The 17,265-nt window shown below is 61.3% G+C and carries 12 protein-coding genes; 4 read left to right on the top strand and 8 right to left on the bottom strand.

Annotated elements, in window-relative coordinates; translation table 11 throughout:
- Window positions 1-130: 130 nt before the first annotated feature.
- The 4 genes from E5K02_RS17165 to E5K02_RS17180 form a co-directional block, all read right to left on the bottom strand.
- Window positions 131-817 (bottom strand): phosphatidylserine decarboxylase family protein, encoded by a 687-nt coding sequence (locus E5K02_RS17165; protein WP_135396438.1) that lies wholly within the window; start codon window positions 815-817, stop codon window positions 131-133.
- Window positions 818-1,091: 274 nt separating this feature from the next.
- Window positions 1,092-2,378 carry a Glu/Leu/Phe/Val family dehydrogenase gene (locus tag E5K02_RS17170; protein ID WP_135396439.1) on the bottom strand — a complete coding sequence of 429 codons (1,287 nt, stop codon included), beginning with the start codon at window positions 2,376-2,378 and terminating at the stop codon, window positions 1,092-1,094.
- A 147-nt stretch (window positions 2,379-2,525) separates the two neighbouring features.
- Complete coding sequence (locus E5K02_RS17175) at window positions 2,526-3,464, bottom strand: phosphatidate cytidylyltransferase (RefSeq protein ID WP_135396440.1); 939 nt, start codon at window positions 3,462-3,464, stop codon at window positions 2,526-2,528.
- A 43-nt stretch (window positions 3,465-3,507) separates the two neighbouring features.
- Window positions 3,508-4,536 (bottom strand): CPBP family intramembrane glutamic endopeptidase, encoded by a 1,029-nt coding sequence (locus E5K02_RS17180; RefSeq protein ID WP_135396441.1) that lies wholly within the window; start codon window positions 4,534-4,536, stop codon window positions 3,508-3,510.
- A 69-nt stretch (window positions 4,537-4,605) separates the two neighbouring features.
- Between E5K02_RS17180 and dusB the strand changes: the two genes are divergently transcribed.
- The 3 genes from dusB (at window position 4,606) to E5K02_RS17195 (ending at window position 7,579) form a co-directional block, all read left to right on the top strand.
- Window positions 4,606-5,595 (top strand): tRNA dihydrouridine synthase DusB, encoded by a 990-nt coding sequence (dusB, locus tag E5K02_RS17185; RefSeq protein WP_135396442.1) that lies wholly within the window; start codon window positions 4,606-4,608, stop codon window positions 5,593-5,595.
- A gap of 150 nt (window positions 5,596-5,745) precedes the next feature.
- The gene (locus E5K02_RS17190) at window positions 5,746-6,708 is read left to right on the top strand and encodes a DMT family transporter (RefSeq protein ID WP_135396443.1); all 963 of its coding nucleotides are present in this window, start codon (window positions 5,746-5,748) and stop codon (window positions 6,706-6,708) included.
- A 112-nt stretch (window positions 6,709-6,820) separates the two neighbouring features.
- On the top strand, window positions 6,821-7,579 hold the full coding sequence (locus tag E5K02_RS17195) for an outer membrane beta-barrel protein (RefSeq protein WP_167856466.1): 759 nt from the start codon (window positions 6,821-6,823) through the stop codon (window positions 7,577-7,579).
- A gap of 21 nt (window positions 7,580-7,600) precedes the next feature.
- Here the strand turns inward: E5K02_RS17195 and E5K02_RS17200 are convergent, their stop codons facing one another.
- From E5K02_RS17200 to E5K02_RS17215, 4 genes are all read right to left on the bottom strand, one after another.
- Complete coding sequence (locus tag E5K02_RS17200) at window positions 7,601-8,575, bottom strand: lipid A deacylase LpxR family protein (RefSeq protein WP_135396445.1); 975 nt, start codon at window positions 8,573-8,575, stop codon at window positions 7,601-7,603.
- Between the two features lie 78 nt (window positions 8,576-8,653).
- On the bottom strand, window positions 8,654-9,592 hold the full coding sequence (locus E5K02_RS17205; protein ID WP_135396446.1) for an SMP-30/gluconolactonase/LRE family protein: 939 nt from the start codon (window positions 9,590-9,592) through the stop codon (window positions 8,654-8,656).
- Window positions 9,593-9,654: 62 nt separating this feature from the next.
- Window positions 9,655-14,415 (bottom strand): DUF3320 domain-containing protein, encoded by a 4,761-nt coding sequence (locus tag E5K02_RS17210; protein WP_135396447.1) that lies wholly within the window; start codon window positions 14,413-14,415, stop codon window positions 9,655-9,657.
- A 112-nt stretch (window positions 14,416-14,527) separates the two neighbouring features.
- On the bottom strand, window positions 14,528-16,291 hold the full coding sequence (locus tag E5K02_RS17215) for an amino acid permease (protein ID WP_135396448.1): 1,764 nt from the start codon (window positions 16,289-16,291) through the stop codon (window positions 14,528-14,530).
- A 219-nt stretch (window positions 16,292-16,510) separates the two neighbouring features.
- On the opposite strand from E5K02_RS17215, the gene E5K02_RS17220 reads away from it, so the two are divergent.
- Window positions 16,511-17,245: a hypothetical protein gene (locus tag E5K02_RS17220; protein WP_135396449.1), complete on the top strand. Its 735-nt coding sequence runs from the start codon at window positions 16,511-16,513 to the stop codon at window positions 17,243-17,245.
- Window positions 17,246-17,265: the final 20 nt, after the last annotated feature.

Genomic DNA, 17,265 nt, shown 5'->3' on the forward strand with positions numbered 1-17,265 from the left:
AGTTCGTGCGGCTGAACGATTCGACTGGCGCGGGTCATCGAGCCAGACAGTTTGCGCGGCTCCGTGCCACCAAACAAAAAGGCCCGCAGCACGAAGCTGCGGGCCTTTTTGTTGTATAGTAGAAACCGCCTTAGCTGCCGAACAGCGTGGGCTGGCTGGTCTTGAGCTGGGCAATAACCGTTTGGCCGCCTTTTACCTTCTCCCCGATCTGCACTTTCACTTCCGTATCGAGCGGCACAAACAAATCGACGCGGGAGCCGAACTTGATAAAGCCGAACTCCTCACCCTGGCTTACTTCGTCGCCTTCGTTCACGTACCACACGATGCGGCGGGCCATGGCGCCGGCAATCTGGCGGAACAAAACCATGGGGCCGGCTTCGGACTGCACCACGACGGTCGTCCGCTCGTTTTTGGTGCTGCTTTTGGGGTGCCAAGCCACCAGGTAGTTGCCGGGATGATACTTGAAGTAGCGCACGATGCCCGAAATCGGGTTGCGGGTGATGTGCACGTTAATCGGCGACATGAAGATGCTGATCTGCTTGCGCATATCGTCGAAGTACTCGGGCTCGTGCACATCCTCAATTACCACCACCTTGCCGTCGGCGGGGGCAATGAGCAGATCCTCGTGGGTGAGCAGGTTGCGAAACGGGCTGCGGAAAAACTGCAGCAGCAGCAGAAACGCAATAACCGAGGCTCCGACAAAAATGCGGTTGAAAGTAACGGCGCGGGCGTTGAACTGGAACAGCAACAGATTGACGGCCAACAGGGCCAGCAACGTAAAAAATAAGATGCGTCGTCCTTCTTTGTGAATCTTCATATATCGCAGATTAGCGCTGAGTCAGGAATCAAATTTTGCTGGTTCAGACGCTATTATCAGAAACAGAAGCTGGCGAAATAATATCCCCAGCTAAACCATTACGTGTCAAACTACACAAAGATAGCCCGAGCCTCCCGGCCCGGGCTATCCGAAAGCAAATATAGTAGGGAGACCGTGAAATTGTGAACTCGTAAAATGGTGAGCTTTGGTTCTGCTGGCGCAGTTTGCGCAGTTTAAACAAACTCACCATTTGACCATTTCACGAGTTCCGCGCCTAGAAGCCGCCGCGGAACTTATACGTCTGGGCTACTTTGTCGATGGCTACCACGTAGGCGGCAATGCGCATCGGTACTTTATACTTCTGGGAAGTAGCATACACTTTCTCGAAAGCATCGGTCATGATACGCTCGGCGCGCTCAATCACCATGTCCTCGCTCCACTTGTAGCCCAGGCGGTTCTGTACCCACTCGAAGTAGGAAACCGTCACGCCCCCGGAGTTGGCCAGGATGTCGGGCACTACCATGATACCCTTCTCATTAATGATAGGGTCGGCGGAAGCCGAGGTAGGGCCGTTGGCACCTTCCACGATGAGCTTAGCCTTGATGTCGTGGGCGTTGTGCTCGGTAATCACGTCTTCCACGGCGGCGGGCACCAGCACGTCCACATCGGCGAGCAGAAGTTCATCGGCGTTCATGAGGGTAGCGCCGGTGTAGCCTTCGAGACGGCCGTTGTGCACGTTTTTATAAGCAATGGCTTCGTCGATGTTGATGCCATTCTCGTTCCAGTAGGCCCCGCTGATGTCAGACACGCCCTTGATTTTCACGCCTTTCTCGCAGAGCAGCTTAGCCGCCCAGGAGCCTACGTTGCCAAAGCCCTGTACTACGGCCGACGATTCCTCGGGCTTCATGCCCAGCTTGCTCATGGCCGCCAGGGCCGAAACCATTACGCCGCGGCCGGTGGCCTCGGTGCGGCCCAACGAGCCACCCATTACCAGGGGCTTGCCGGTAACCACAGCCGGCGAAGTAGCCCCCACGGTCTTGGAGAATTCGTCCATCAGCCACGCCATTTCGCGGGGGCCGGTGCCCATGTCGGGCGCCGGAATGTCGCGGTCGGGGCCGAAGACGTCTTTCATGGCCAGGGTGTAGCCGCGGGTCAGACGCTCGATTTCGCCGGGGCTCATCGTGGTTGGGTCGCAGATGATACCGCCTTTGGCTCCGCCGTAGGGAATATCAACCACGGCGCACTTCCACGTCATCCAGGCCGCCAGGGCCTTTACTTCGTCGATGTGCACGTTCATGTCGTAGCGGATACCGCCTTTCGAGGGACCCAGGATGGTGTTGTGCACCACGCGGTAGCCTTCGAACACGCGCACCTTGCCGTTGTCCATCGTCACCGGGATGCTGACGATAACCTGCTTGTCGGGCGCTTTGAGGACGTTATACGTTGAATCGTCGAGCCCCAGAATCTCCGCCGCGATATTGAAGCGCGACATCATTGATTCCAAGGGATTTTCACGGTCCATGATTGGAGCCGGCTCTTTGTACACCGTGGTGGCAGCCATACGGGAAGAGTAAATTGTGATGGGTGGGTAAGAAAAAAAGGCGGGGTTCAGCGGTGGGAAGCCGGAACCGGACGCCGTAATTGAGGGGCCAAAGGTACTAGTTTATGCCATACGCAGGAAAGCGGAGCGAGGTGCTCCTTTTTCGGGCTAGGCAAAGAGCAGCTGCAGCAAGGCCAGCACGGGCAGGATAAAGAGAAAGGCGTCGAAGCGGTCGAGCAGGCCGCCGTGCCCGGGCATGATGGTGCCCGAATCCTTGATGTCGACGCTGCGCTTGAGCATGGACTCGGCCAGGTCGCCGAGGGGCCCGAAGACGGCCACGGTGCCGGCCGCGACGAGGCGGTAGGCCAGCGACAAATCCGTGAGCCAGAAGCCCAGGGCCCAGCCCATAAGGAGCGTGAGCAGAAAGCCCCCGATGGCGCCTTCCCAGGTTTTGCCGGGCGAAATAGTAGGGGCCAGCTTGTGCTTGCCGAAAGTTTTACCGGCCGCGTAAGCGCCAATATCGGAGCACCATACCAGGAAGAGCAGGGCGAAGATGCGGCGGTAGTCGTAACTGGCCTGGCCCGCCGCATCGGCGAAGGCCACCGCGCTTAGCAGGCTCATGGGCAAGCTGACATAGAACAGCCCCAGCAGATTGACGCCCACATTGGCAAAGGGCACAACCGACTGATTTTCGCGCGGCCAGGCCGACATCTCGCGCAGCAGCAGCAGCACGGAAAGCAGCAGAGCCAGGCCAATAAGCGTCAGTTCCGCCGCCTGGACAATCCGGTTTTCGGGGCCCCCATCGTACTGCGCAAACTGATTTTCAATAAAAACCGTGAAGAAGATCAGTAGGCTGATGCAGATGCCCAGAATAGCCGCCGGCTTGTAGCCGGCCTCCCGCATCATGCGGTAAAACTCGTGCAGCATCTTGGCCTGCACCAAGGCAAAGAACAGGGCAAACGTCCAGGCGCTAAACCACACCGAGCCCAGCAGCAGTACGGCCCCAATCACGCCGAAGATGACGCGCTGGGCCAGGTTGGACATGGGTTTTCTACCGTCGGCGGGCGGGTCGTTGGTAGCGGTGGGCAAGGGCGAGGACTCTGACAACGGAGACGGAAATTCGGAGCGGAGAAGAAAGATGATGGGGCGGCTACTTGGCTTCAGCCCCTTTACTGCCGAGCGTACGGGTTTCGGTGGGGGCGGTTTCGGGCGAGGCCACGGCCACCCCGCCGCTGCTGAGCGTGTGCATTTCGGAAGGAGCAGCGGCCAGGCGGCGTTGCTGTAAAAAGTAAAGTACCGCCCCAGTGAACAGCGCCGACAGCAGCACGAGGTACCAAGGCATGCTGTCAGTCGAATCGGGGTCGAAGTCGGCACCCGCCCACTGTTGCTGTTGCACGTAAATCAGCAGCAGTTGAAAGGCATTTTGGGTGAAGTGGGCCGCCATCGGCACCAGAATATTACCGCTCCACTCGTAGAGGTAGCCCAGAATCAGGCCCAGCACGAAGCGCGGAATAAAGCCCAGAAACTGCATGTGAATGGCGCTGAAAATAGCGGCGGCCAGGAACACGCCCGCGTGGCGCGACTTAAACAAGTCGACGAGGTTGCGTTGGATGACGCCCCGAAAAAACAGCTCTTCGCTGATGGCCGGCACCACCCCGATAACCAGCAGGGCTACGGCCAGCCGCACCGGCGAGTTGAGCCGGGTCAGGAAGGCCGTAACTCCCTTCAGCTCCTCTTCCTTGGCCCGGGCCCAACGCTCGAAGCCGCCGAAGAAACCGGGCAGATGCATATCGGCATTCCACTGAATAAAGGCCGACATCAGCGGCAGACTCAGAATAATCAGGGCGGCGGCGGCCACCAGCCACAACGCCGAAACGGGCCGGCGGGGCATGAAATAGTCGCGCACCGACTGCCCCGTTACCAGTACCAGGCCCCAAGCGGCTCCGGCCAGCATCACAAACAGCGTGATACCCTGGGTGAGCATGAGCACGGCCCAGCCATTGGGGTGAGCCTGGGGGTTCTGCGTGACGTTGCCCATTTCCCTGAGGCCCACCCCGAAGAACAGATTACTGAATACCGTGGCGAAGAAACCGGCAATGCAAAAAGTGGCCACGGCCAGCCCCAGCAGCAACATCAGGTTTACCAATGGGTGCAAACGGCTGGAGACGAAACCTTTCATAGGGGGCAGGCGGTTACGAAAACTTGGAAGAGTCGTAAATTTGCGCAAATTCCTGTAATAGCTTTTCCTGTGGTACACATCCGCGACCTTGCCCTGCCTGATTTCCCGTTGCTCTTAGCGCCCATGGAGGACGTTTCGGATCCGCCGTTCCGGGCCGTATGCAAGGCCAATGGGGCCGATTTGATGTATACCGAGTTTATTTCTTCGGAAGGCCTGATTCGGGACGCCGCCAAGAGCCGCAAGAAGCTCGACGTGTTCGACTACGAACGGCCCATCGGCATTCAGCTCTTTGGCTCCGACGTGGCCACCATGGGCGAGTGTGCCCGCATCAGCACCCTGGCTGGCCCCGATTTGATTGACATCAACTACGGCTGCCCGGTAAAGCAGGTAGCCTGCCGGGGCGCCGGAGCAGCCTTGCTGCGCGACATTCCGAAGATGGTGGAAATGACCTCGGCCGTGGTGAAAGCCACTCACTTGCCCGTAACGGTAAAAACCCGCCTGGGCTGGGACGAAAACACGCTGAACGTGGAGGAAGTAGCCGAACGGCTCCAAGACATCGGCATTGCGGCCCTCACGGTGCACGGCCGTACCCGGGTGCAGATGTACAAGGGCGAGGCCGATTGGCGCCTGATTGCCAAAATCAAGGAAAACCCCCGCATCAAGATTCCGATTTTCGGCAACGGCGACATCGACTCGCCGGAAAAAGCGGTGGAGTACAAGAACCGCTACGGCGTAGACGGCATCATGATTGGCCGGGCCAGCATCGGCTACCCCTGGATTTTCCGCGAAATCAAGCACTTTGTGGCTACCGGCCAGAAGCTGGCCCCGCCCACGGTAGAGGAGCGGGTAGCTATGTGCCGCATGCACTTCGAGAAGAGCATCGAGTGGAAGGGCGAGCGGTCCGGCATTCTGGAAATGCGCCGGCACTACGCCCAGTACTTCCGCGGCCTGGAAGGCGCCAAGCAGTGGCGCATGCGCCTGGTGGAAACCTACTCGGTGGACGAAGTGCACGCCATTCTGGCCGAAATTTCGGCGGCTGAGCCCGTGCTAGTCGGGTAGGCTGCTCCTTTTTTCCCTTTGGCCGTCATGCTGAGCTTGTCGAAGCATCTCTCCCGCTGATGTTGTGTTGATGCTTCCAACGTCAGCGGCAGAGATGCTTCGGCAAGCTCAGCATGACGTTCTTTTTTATCGTCTTTCTTTCCGCCCCGCATGCCCCCCACCCCTACCGCCCCGGCCGTTACGGCTGCTCCCGAAACCACCCCAGTAGCCTCGCCCCCGCCCCACCGCACGCCGGCCTCGGCCTGGGTGCTGCTCTTCACGCTGGCGACTATATGGGGCACGTCGTTTATTCTGATGAAGAAGGGCCTGGTGGTGTTTTCGGCCATGGAGCTGGGTGCTACCCGCGTCACCGTAGCAGCTTTGATTCTGCTGCCCTTCGCCCTGAAGCATTTGCCGCAGCTGGAGCGGAGCCGCATCAAGTGGCTGGTGCTGAGCGGGGTAGTGGGCACCCTGATTCCGGCGTTTTTGTTTGCGTACGCCGAAACCAAGCTGGCCTCGGGCCTGGCCGGCGTGCTGAATGCGTTGACAGCCGTATTCACGCTGCTGGTGGGAGCCCTGTTTTTCGGGCAGAAGCTGACGCCCCTACGGGTGCTGGGCATTGTGCTGGGCCTAGTCGGGACCGTGGTGCTGATGCTGCTGGGCGGCAGCGGCGGCGAAGCAACGCCCAGCGGCGAGGGCAACGCCTGGTACGGCCTCTACATCGTGCTGGCCACGGCTGGTTACGGCGTGAGCGTCAACGTCATCAAGAACCGGCTGCACGGCATCCCGCCCCTGGCTGTCACGGGGTTGCTGCTGTTGTTTATCGGGGGGCCGGCCCTGGCTTATCTGCTGGTGGGCACCGAGTTCGTGCACAAACTGGCCACGGTGCCGGGCGCCTGGAAAGCCTTTGGCTACATTGCCCTGCTGGCGACGATGAGCACGGCCGTAGCCATGGTGCTTTTCAACAAGCTCATCCACCAGTCGACGGCTCTGTTTGCGGCTTCCAACACCTATATCGTCCCGATTATGGCCCTGGCCTGGGGCGTACTCGATGGGGAAGCGTTCAACCTGTGGCATTTGCTGGGCATGCTTATCATCCTGGTGAGCGTAGCTATTATTCACCGGGCCAAATAGCCTCTTGCAACCTATAAGGGCCTAATACAGCTCTAATAAGTACTAGTCGGCACGTGCGACTACCGGCCAGGTTATGGCTGTAATATACTTCTCACCTAGTTTCTACTGTTGTATGATTAAGTTATCCGGCTTATTAGCGGCCTTCTTGTTAGGCGCTTCCGCGGCTTCGGCCCAAACAACCTACCGCTTGGGCGTGCGGGTGGGCGGCAACTTGGCCACCACCACCGAGAAAGGCCCAACGACCCGCACAGCAGCCAATAGCTCAAGCTCCTACAGCAAGTCGCCCATAGCGGCGGGGCAGGTAGGCCTAGTACTGGAAATTGCGCGGGGCAACTTTGCGTTTCAACCCGCCTTGCTCTTCTCTCAGAAGGGGACTAAGATAGAAGCAACCAACCTGCTAACGGACCCTGCCACGGGTTATGAGTTTCGCCGGTCGGGCCACCGTACCAGCCGCTACAACTGGCTGGAGCTGCCCCTGAACTTCGTGTATACCATGCCCGGCACCACCGGGCTGCAGGTGTTTGCCGGGCCCTACGTGGCAATCGGCGTGGGAGGAAAAGTCAAAACGGCCATCCACAACAGCACCAACGACCCCAGCATCTTAGCGCAGCCCGAAACTCATTCCGAGACTAAAATCACCTACGGCTCGGAAGACAAGGATACCGGCCCTGCTTCCATCAATAATTTCTATTCGCGCCGCTTCGATACGGGCTTCAACGTGGGCCTGGGCTACCGGCGCGGCCCTTTGCAAGTGCAAGCGGGCTACGGCCTGGGCCTGCTCAATCTGCGCACGAGCAAGGCCGAGGGCAATGACGAGCAGAGTGGTTTCAACCGGGTAGCCCAACTCAACGCCACCTACTTTTTCGACTAGCCTACCCTACTGCCGGCCACCTTACAAGGCCGCGCTCAGCCCAAACTGCACCCAGGCATGGGGGCGGCTGCCGCGGAATTCGGGCGTAATCCAGACGGCGGAGGTCCGGAAGCTCAGGCCCGCGTAGGCCGCCACTAAGCTCACCGTTCCCTGACCTACTGCCCGCTTCAGGGCCGAGGCGGGCAAGGTATAGGGGCTGCGGCGGTTGAAAAGCCCTCCCTGCAGAGTGGCATTGTAGCCCACAACCCGGCCCTCGGCCTGCCCGGTGGCATAGAGCTGAAACTGCTGCAACCCCGTCCGGCTAGCCCGCGAGGCCAGGCCCAGGTTTTGAAAGTACGAGTTCATTTTGCCCAGGCGCAGCAGCAGTCCGGCCCCGGCAAAAGTGTGGAGCGTGCCCACCGAAGCCCGCCCCTGGCCAATCAGCTCCGCGGCTTTGCCCAGGGCCAGCAGTTGCTGTTCCAGGGTCGCCTCGTAGCCCAGCACCAGGTCGTTGCGGACTTGGTAATCCCAGCCCCGGGGCGTGGGCGCGTCGAGCAGCTCGTGCACCTTGGTTTGAAAGCCCTTGGCTCCGGCGGCCGGACCGATGAAGCCCAGGTTTAGGCCCGAGGTGAGGCGGCGGTTGCGGCCGGTCGAAATCCGGTACAGAGCGGCATAGATGTAGGAGGCGTAGGGCCGGTCGCCGCGCCGGATGGTATCGTCCTGAATGCGCAGGGGCGTAAAGCCGTCGTACACCAGCTTTACCCCGTGGTGCTGCACGCTCCCGGCCGGCCCAGGCAGCAGGATCCGGTTGACCGGCGACTTGCGGAACACTGGTAGCACCAGGTTCAGCGTCATGCCCTGAGTGAAGTAGTAGTCGGTGCGAAAAAAGGCGTCGTTGGCAAAGGTGTAGGCTAGCAGCCGGTCGGCGCTGACGCTGTCGGCCCGGGGCCCGGATGGTTGGGCAACTACACTTAGAGGCAGCAACAGCAGCAGAGACAACCAATAACGACTAGGCATAGCAGACTTGTAGCAAGAGACGGTGCCTTACCTACGTAGCCCACGGACTGGCAGCTTTACCTAATCTCAACCCGAGCCTTAGAGCAAGGAAATTCGCTGGAGGCTGACTTCCGCGCCAGTAGCCGCCGGCGTGCTGGTGTAGTAGAACTCGTCGCCTACCACGACACCACGGCCCAGGGTAGCGGTGGGTTCCGGGCGGCTCAGTGGTAAGACACCCACCGGTTCCATACGCGCCCCAGCGGCCTCCAGGCGGTAGCGAACTATCTGCGGAGCCGCCGTCTGCTGCTGCACTAGCAGCAGCCCCTTGTATATGTAGAGCCCCGTGATAGTACTTACCTCCAGTTTCGAATCGAGCTCCACGGGAGTTATGTGCTTGGTAGCAGCGTCAATCCGGGCTATACCACCTGCGTGCACCACGTAGAGTGTGCTGCCGTCGGCGGCGAGGCAGATGTGGGTGGGCCGCACAAATGTATCGGCGGGCAGCCAAGCTTCTATTTCTTCCGTCAACGGCATTTTGGTTCGCATCCGATATACACCACCCGATTCGACGTCGGGGGCGTAAACGACACCCGCGGCCGTCACGGCCAGGTCCTGAAATGAGTGCTGTCGAACCGTATCGGTTACAAAAGCCAGTTGCCGTAGCGCCCCTGACCGGCTATCAAACTCCCATAATCCGGTGCGCTTGCCGGCCGGCCCCCAACCACTGGCACAGGCCCAGAGGCTGCGATGCGCATCATCTGCTTGCAGAGCGGTTACTTCGCCCAGCACCGGAAGCTTCTGCTGGGGCCATTCGGCTCCGGCAACCGGAAGTGGAGTGGGGTGCCAGAAATCGGCCACTTTGCCTTTGGCATCTATCCAAACGATTTTGCGCTGCTGCGGCTGCCCAACAAAGTATTTCTTGCTACGCGCATCGTAGGCCAGGCTAGCTGCGGGTGGCTCGCCCGCAGCGACGGAAGCCGATGATTGAGCCCTGGCGGGCAAGACGGCAACAAACAGCAAGGGAAGCAGCTTTTTCATACGGTAAGATAGTTAAGCACTGCTGCAGAAATGACTCTACTTGTAGCAGTTGAATAGATACCTCAGTCAGCCAGCTGCACTACTCCGTTCGTTTCCAGCAACTTGCCCTCATCAAGCAATTGCTGCACGGTGGCTTCCAGTTGCTGGCGCATTTCTTCACTGGGGCGGGCAAAGCCCAGCAGCCGGGCAGTGGGCACTACCACGGCGGCCCGGTCCAGGGCAAAGCTGTGGCGCACAAAAGTCAGCACGGCCCGGGCTACCTCTTGCGGGGCTACAAACCCTGGCTTGCGCGACACGGCCGGCAAGGCGCTCCGGTCGCGCAGGGGCACTGCGTCGGCCGTCATAGCCGGGGCCCACAGAAACTCGCCTTCCTGCCGGATGTGGCGCAAGTTTACCGCTAGTCGTACGGCAGCCGCCACGCTCTTGCGGATTCGAACGCCTACTTGGGTAGCCCCGGTAGCCAGAGCGATGCGGCGCGTTACCTCATCCAGATGAACCGGGCTTTCGATGGCAACAATTTGGGCCACCCAGCCGGCTAGGCGGGCCATGGGGTGCTGGTGCACTTCCTGCTGCCGGGCCGCCGCGGGCAGCTGAGTCAACTGGTAAGGTTCGGCCAGGGGCAGCGGCCCAGCCGGCGCCTCTTCCCGAGCAATGCCCGGTGGCAGGTCATTTTCAGCTTCTGGTTCACCGTCCGCATCATCTGAAGCGGCCGAGCGGCGCGCCTGCTCAATGGCTTGCACGGCCTGCTCGGTTGCGCGCTGCGGGTCCCGAAACCAGTCGGTGCTCCAGATGCGGTGCAAGCGCCAGCCCACGTTTTCGAGCACCTGCTGGCGCAGCCGGTCCCGGTCGCGGGCCGAGCGGGCACTGTGGTACATGGCCCCGTCGCACTCGATGCCCAGCACGTAGCGGCCCGGCTGATCGGGGTCGACTACGGCCAAATCAATATAGAAGCCCTGGGATCCCACCTGAGGCTGCACGGCATAGCCCCGGGCCGTCAGGGCGCGGTGCACGGCCTCCTCAAACGGCGACTCCATTGGTCGGCCAGTGAGCTGGTTCTGGTTGAGCACCCCGTGCTGAGCAAAGCCGAGAAACGCTTTGAGAGCGGCTACTCCCTGGGCCGGGGTACGGGTCAGGTCGAGGTCGTCGGCGGTGAGACTGGTGAATACTTCGCAGCGCTGCTTGGCCCGGGTAATCAGCACGTTGAGGCGCCGCTCCCCTCCTTCCCCATTCAGGGGCCCAAAGCTCATGCTCAGGTACCCTTCCCGCGTGCGGCCGTAGCCGATGCTAATCAGAATCACGTCCCGCTCGTCGCCCTGCACGTTTTCCAGGTTTTTCACGAAAAAGGGCTCGTGGGCATGGCGGCTGAAAAACACTTCGGTTTCGGGGTGTTGCTTGCGCAGCTTTTCCAGCGCATCCTGAATAGCCTGGCGCTGGGCTGTACTGAAGGCAACGACTCCCAGCGTCAGCCCTGGCGTGGTACGGGCGTGGTGCAGCACGGCTTCGGCCACGGCCATGGCTTCCAGCGGGTTGGTGCGGGTGGTGCCCCGTTCGTAGTATGTAGCGGGCAAATGATGGTAGACCAGCCCGAGCTGCTGCTGGTGGTGCCCGCCGGGGCTGGGAAAGACAACCAGCTTATCGTCGTAAAACAGGTGATTAGACGGAGCAATCAGGGACTGATGCTGGCTGCGGTAGTGCCAGCGCAGCATCCGCTCGGGCATCTGCCGGGCCTTGCACAGCTCCAGAATGCTTTGGATATCAGCCGTCACGTTTTCCTCGTCGGCCTCTTCCCCGGCCCCAGTCAGCGAGTCGAAGAAGCTGGTGGGCGGCAGCTGCTTCGAGTCGCCGACTACCACCAGCTGCCGGCCGCGGGCTATGGCGCCCAGGGCCTCTACGGGCTTCACCTGACTCGCTTCGTCGAACACCACCAGGTCGAATTCAACGGCCCCCGGCGGCAGGTAGCTGGCCACCGACAGCGGCGACATCATAAAAATCGGCTTGATGGCCTGAATAGCCTGCCCGGCCTGCTGCATCAGCTTGCGTAGGGGCAGATGACGGGTTTTCTTGGCAAACTCGGTGCGCAGCAGCAGCATTTGTCCGCTGGCCTGCGGGTTGGGCAACTGTTTGAAATGCTGCTCCATGGCCCGGACCCGGTTGTGGTAGAGCGAGTCTTCGTCGGCTTCCCGGAAACGGGTTAGGGTTTCTTCGTGGCTGGCCCGCTCAAACTGCCGCAGGGCCGCATGTTGGGCGTAGGCCTGTTTTTGCAAATGCTCCAGCCACGTTTGGCGCACCGCGGCGGCCAGGTGCTGGGCCGCCGGCTCCCAGGTTTCGGCCAGCAGCAGCAGTTCAGGTAGCTCTTCAGCCAGTACGGCCGCCGCGACGTTGTTCCACTCCGTCGTGAGGTGCAGGGCCGGCACATTGGCCTGCCAGGCACCGATGACCTGCTGCTGCGTAGCCAAGGGCTGAAACTCCAGCCGGCCCTCGGGCCCAAAACGACGGGCCTCGTTGAGCTGCAGGGCTTGCACTAAAGCCGTTACGGCCGCGCGGTGCCGGGCTAGGGCCGCTTCCAGCGCCGCCAATGGAGTAGTTACCGCCTGGGGCTGGGCAGAAGTGGCAAGGTAAGCCAACAGCTCCTGCGGGAGCTGCCCTTGGGCAATGCGCTGCTGGGTGAACAGCAGATAATCAGCCACTTTACCCAGAGCAACCCAGTCGGTGCGCAGGCCTTGCCACAGGCCTCCCCACAGGGCGGTAGCCCAGGTTCCGGCCTCCTGTAGCACCTGGGCCTGGCGGTTGGCTTCCTGCATGGCATCAATTACGGGTAGCACTGCCGCCGCTTCCTCGGGCAGCGGACCGCGCCACAGGCTTTGCAGGCGCTTGCGGGCCCGGCGGTAGTCGCCGCTGAGAAATTTCCACCATTTGTCGCCGTAAGCAAGCAGAGCCGTGCGCTCCTCCAGCCACGGCTGCTTCCAGGCCTCGGGCAGCACGGTAGCATCGTACTGCTGATGCAGCGCCGCGTAGCTCGCCCCAGCCAGTAGCACCTCCCGAACACGCCCCACTTGCTGTACCCAGGCCGAATCCAGCACGGCGACGCCATCCAAAGAAGGAGCCAGCTGCGCCTGACGGGCCGCTGGCAGTAAAGCCTCTACTCCGGCCCGGTCGGTCGGGGCCGCTAGATGCAGATGGGCCGTCAGCGTTTCGACGGCCGTTTGCAGCTGACTTACCGCTTGCTGGGCGGCGGCCAACAGGCGGACCAGCGCATCTTGGTCGGCGGGCAGCAATACTGTTAAGTCGCTACCCCAGAAAAGCAGGTTTCTGGGGCGGCCGATTTTTTGCAGAACCGCTTGTAGTCGGGTAGCCTGGGCTTCGGCGTGGGCTGCGTCGGCGTCGGTCCAGTCGGCCAGGGTGGCAAAGGCAAGGCGCGGCAGCGCTACGGAGCCCCGTAGCTCCTGCAGTTGCAGCAGCTCCCCGGCCACGAGCTGGGCCGTGCGGCGACTACGCCCAATAGGAGCATTCACGGCGGCCGCGTAGTCATTCAGCCCGGCCCGGTAGCGGGGCAATTGGGATATTTGGTCGGCAACAGCTGGCGCCGCGGCCGGGCGGCCCAGGCCCAGGGTGTGCTTCAGCTCGTCGTGCAGGGCCTTTTTATTGGCCTTATGACTGTGCAGCTCCAGGCAGGCCGCGCCCAGACCCAGGCTTTCGAGGCGGCGGTGCACCACTTCTAGGGCGGCCATTTTCTCGGCCACAAACAGCACTTTCTGGCCCGCGCCTATAGCCTCGGCCAGCAGGTTGGTAATAGTCTGGGATTTGCCCGTGCCCGGCGGACCCTGTATCACGAGGTTACGGCCCTCGTGCACAGCCAGCAGGGCCAGCAGCTGGGAGGAGTCGGCGTCCAGGACCTGGTGCAGGTCGTGGGCCGAGCTTTCGGTGTCGAGAAAAGCGGAGTCACTGAGGCTGGGAGCTGCGTCCGGGAAGCCCGTATCGGGACCCAGCAGGGCGGCAACGGCGGGATGCTCGACCAGCGAAGCACCGGCGGGCCAGGAGGCAGGGTCCAGGTCGCGGTAGAGCAGGAATTTACCGAAGGAGAAGAAGCCCAGCGCAATAGCCTCGGGCGCGACTTGCCAGCGCGACATGCCCGCTATGGCCGAGGTTACCGCCGCGAAATACTCGGCGGGCCGCAGCTCGTCATCGGCTTCGGGCAGCGGCAAGCTCAGGCCGAAGGAAGTGCGCAGCTTGGCTTGCAAGGATATGTTGCCCTCGGTTTCAGCCCCAGTGTACCGCAGCCGGAACCGCTCGGCAGCCGTGCCCCGCTCCAGCAGCACGGGCACCAGCAGCAACGGCGCCTGCCGGGATTCCGGGCTGCTGTCGGTTTCGTACCAGGCCAATTGGCCCAGCGCCAGATACAGGATGTTCACGCCCTGTTCTTCCAAGCTAGTGCGGGCGGTATAGTAGGTATTGAGCAGGCGGGCTTCGAGTTTGGCCAGGGGCTCGTTGGTTTGCAGCTTGTTATCAGTCAGCTGACTTTGGCGGTCGGCTTCGCTGAGCACTGGCGCGGCTTCCGGGGATAAAGCCGCGGCGCCTTCGGCCCCAGCGGGCTTGGTTTTAGCCTGTTGGGCTTCGGGCGCGGCCCGGAAATACATGGTTTTGCCCTGACGTACCAGCAGCTCGTACACCGTCGCCGGCTCCTCCCCAATAACGACCACGCCCCGGGTGGGAGAGGGCCGAAAATTCAGCAGCGGATTGCGCAGGCCCAGGTCCAGCAGTTCTTCGCGAGAGGCCTGTAAACGAGTCAATAAGGAGGCCGAGGGCACGGCGGAGGCAGATTCCATAGCGCAAAGTCAATAACCCCAAACGCAAAGCGGGCCTTGCCGGCGGAGCTGATCAACCAAAGTTCTTGGTTAACGCTCCACCAGACAAAGCCCGCGCGGTTTTTTACGGTGCTTAGCGAATTACCGGGGGACGATTGTTGGCCGTGGCCCCGGCGTTGAGCTTGCTGTGCTTGTAGCCGTAGTTGAAATACAGCGCCAGACCAATAATGAGCCAGCCGAAAAACAGCAGCCAGTTGTTGATACCCAGCTGGGTCATCAGGTACAGGTTGGTGAGCAGGCCCAGCGTCGGGAGCAGCGACAGGCGGCGGCGCACCGAGGCCACCGTCAGGTAGATACAGAAGCCGAAGAAGACCAGCATGGGGATGTAATGCTGGAAGCCTTCCACGCCCTCGGCACCCGTCACGACCCGGCCCATTTCGCTCACGGCCGCCCCGTTGTAGACGAACAGCAGCGCAATACCGATGAGCATGAGGAGCGGCAGCAGAAACTGACCGTTGATGTAGGGCACCTTGAAGCGAGCCTCGGAGGTGCCGTGGGGGTCCAGAATCAGAATGCCGCCGCACACCAGGGCAAAGGCAAACAGGGTCCCGATGCTGGTCAGGTCAATTACCAGGTCCATGTTGAGCAGCAGGGCCGGCACGCCTACAAAGAAGCCCGTGACGATGGTGCTGAACGAAGGCGTGTGGAAGCGTGGGTGCACCTTACCGAAGATGGGCGGCAGCAGTCCGTCGCGGCTCATCGACATCCAGATGCGGGGCTGGCCGATCTGGAACACGAGCAGCACCGAGGCCATGGCGAAAATGGCGCTTACGGCCACCACGCCGGCCAACTGGGGCAGGCCTACTTTCTCGAACACAAACGCCAGCGGGTCGCCCACGCCCAGTTCCTTGTACGACACCATCCCGGTAAGCACCATGGTGATGATAACGTAGAGAATGGTGCAGATAATCAGGGCGTAAATCATAGCCCGCGGCAGGTCGCGCTGGGGGTTTTTGCATTCCTCGGCCGTCGTCGAAATAGCGTCGAAGCCGATGTAGGCGAAGAATACCGCTGACACGCCTTTAAGTACGCCGGCCACGCCGTTGGGCGCAAACGGGCTCCAGTTGGCGGGCTGCACATAGAAGGCGCCCACCGCAATAACCACGGCCACCACAATCAGCTTGAGCAGCACCAGCAGGTTAGAAGCCGTTTTGGATTCTTTAATACCGACGTACACCACGGCCGTAATCAGGACGGTAATCAGGAAGGCGGGCAGGTCGCAGACGAGGCGGAAGTCGCCGAAGAGTGCGGGGGCCGTGTTCCAGGTTTTGTAGGCTTCCAGGGTAGCCGGGGCCACGTCGGTCAGGGGCTTGCCGCTCTGCATCAGCTCCAGTACCTCGTGGTAGCCTTTGTAGGCGCTCTGGGTGCCCATGGTCAGGTAGCTGGGTATGTGTATCCCAACCCCATCCATGAGCCCGGTGAAGTAGTCGGACCAGGAAATAGCCACCACGATGTTGCCCACGGCATATTCCATAATAAGGGCCCAGCCAATAATCCAGGCCGTCAGCTCGCCGAACGAGGCGTAAGCGTAGGTGTAGGCCGAGCCGCTAATGGGGATGGTGGCGGCAAACTGGGCGTAGCACAAGGCCGAAAAGGCGCAGGCAATGGCGGTGAAAACGAACAGCAGCGACACGGCCGGGCCGCCGTCGTGGGAGGCATTGCCGATGGTGCTGAAGATGCCTGCCCCGATAACGGCGGCAATGCCCAGGGCCGTCAGGTCGCGCACCGAGAGGTTGCGCTCCAGGCTGCCGTGGCCGTGGCCTTCAACGTCGGCCGGTGGGTTTTGGAGAATAGCGCCGATATCCTTGCGGCGAAACAGATTAGAGAAAGAACTCATTTATGGGTTGTGAGGGAGCGGGGAGTTTCAAGCCCAAAAGATAAAGAATATTGCGGCGGGGTTACCGACTGGGGCCTCAAAACCATTGCATAATGCCCGCACTCCTCCCAAAACAGGGCGGCGCCACGCGCCACCTTGTTCTGGGCCAGAAACTTCCTATACTTGAGGCTTGGGGTCTAACGGCCTGCTTATCTGCTCACCAACCTGCCTGTATTGCCTATGCCCCGCACCGCTACTACGCTTACTATTGCCAAGCCCTGCGCCGAATCGTGGCAGCAAATGTCGCCGGTGACCCCGCAGAGCCGCCACTGCGCCGCCTGCTGCGAGGTTGTAGCTGACTTTACTCAGATGAGCGACGGGGAAATCATGCATTTCCTGCGGCATAACCCGGCCGTATCCTGTGGCCGCTTCACAGAGGGCCAGCTGGGCCGGCAGCTGCAACAGGCTCCGCTACCGGCCCCGCGCTGGCGGACTTGGCTGGCGGCAACCGCCACGGTACTCGGCCTTCGGGAAGCAGCGGCCTTGGAAAGCCGGGCCCAGAAAGCCAATCTGGAAGTGGCTGATATTCCGCGGCCGGTGGCGGCGGGGTCTTGGTCTTTTTCGCCGGCCGATGAGTTGACCAAGCAGGAAACCCGGGAACAGCAGGCCTCCGAAATGGCTACGCCCGAGGGCCGTATCACGGTGCGCGGTACGGTGCACAACCGCTGGGGCCTCCCCCTGGCCAAAGCCCGGGTACGCCTCTACGGTCAACCCGACTACGTGGCCAAAACCAATGCCTTGGGGCACTTTGTGCTCGAACTACCTGCTTCCCTCGTCACGCCCGAAGCGGAATTGTGGGTCAGCCGCCTTTGGCACCGGAGTCAGTCTGTTGGGGTAGCCAGTAGCCCGGCCCGACGCTACCACTTCTTCCTGAAAAGACGCTCCCGTAGAATTATCAGTGGGAAGTTTCGCTGATAATTCTACGGGAGCTATCC

It is taken from the genome of Hymenobacter metallicola (genome assembly GCF_004745645.1).
Lineage (GTDB): Bacteria > Bacteroidota > Bacteroidia > Cytophagales > Hymenobacteraceae > Hymenobacter > Hymenobacter metallicola.

Bases quoted from the DNA above. Each gene is read 5' to 3' on its own strand.
- E5K02_RS17220 (WP_135396449.1), top strand. From the start codon at position 16,511: ATGCCCCGCACCGCTACTACGCTTACTATTGCCAAGCCCTGCGCCGAA.
- E5K02_RS17215 (WP_135396448.1), bottom strand. From the start codon at position 16,291: ATGAGTTCTTTCTCTAATCTGTTTCGCCGCAAGGATATCGGCGCTATT.
- E5K02_RS17195 (WP_167856466.1), top strand. From the start codon at position 6,821: ATGATTAAGTTATCCGGCTTATTAGCGGCCTTCTTGTTAGGCGCTTCC.
- E5K02_RS17205 (WP_135396446.1), bottom strand. From the start codon at position 9,592: ATGAAAAAGCTGCTTCCCTTGCTGTTTGTTGCCGTCTTGCCCGCCAGG.
- E5K02_RS17200 (WP_135396445.1), bottom strand. From the start codon at position 8,575: ATGCCTAGTCGTTATTGGTTGTCTCTGCTGCTGTTGCTGCCTCTAAGT.
- E5K02_RS17170 (WP_135396439.1), bottom strand. From the start codon at position 2,378: ATGGCTGCCACCACGGTGTACAAAGAGCCGGCTCCAATCATGGACCGT.
- E5K02_RS17210 (WP_135396447.1), bottom strand. From the start codon at position 14,415: ATGGAATCTGCCTCCGCCGTGCCCTCGGCCTCCTTATTGACTCGTTTA.
- E5K02_RS17165 (WP_135396438.1), bottom strand. From the start codon at position 817: ATGAAGATTCACAAAGAAGGACGACGCATCTTATTTTTTACGTTGCTG.
- E5K02_RS17190 (WP_135396443.1), top strand. From the start codon at position 5,746: ATGCCCCCCACCCCTACCGCCCCGGCCGTTACGGCTGCTCCCGAAACC.
- E5K02_RS17180 (WP_135396441.1), bottom strand. From the start codon at position 4,536: ATGAAAGGTTTCGTCTCCAGCCGTTTGCACCCATTGGTAAACCTGATG.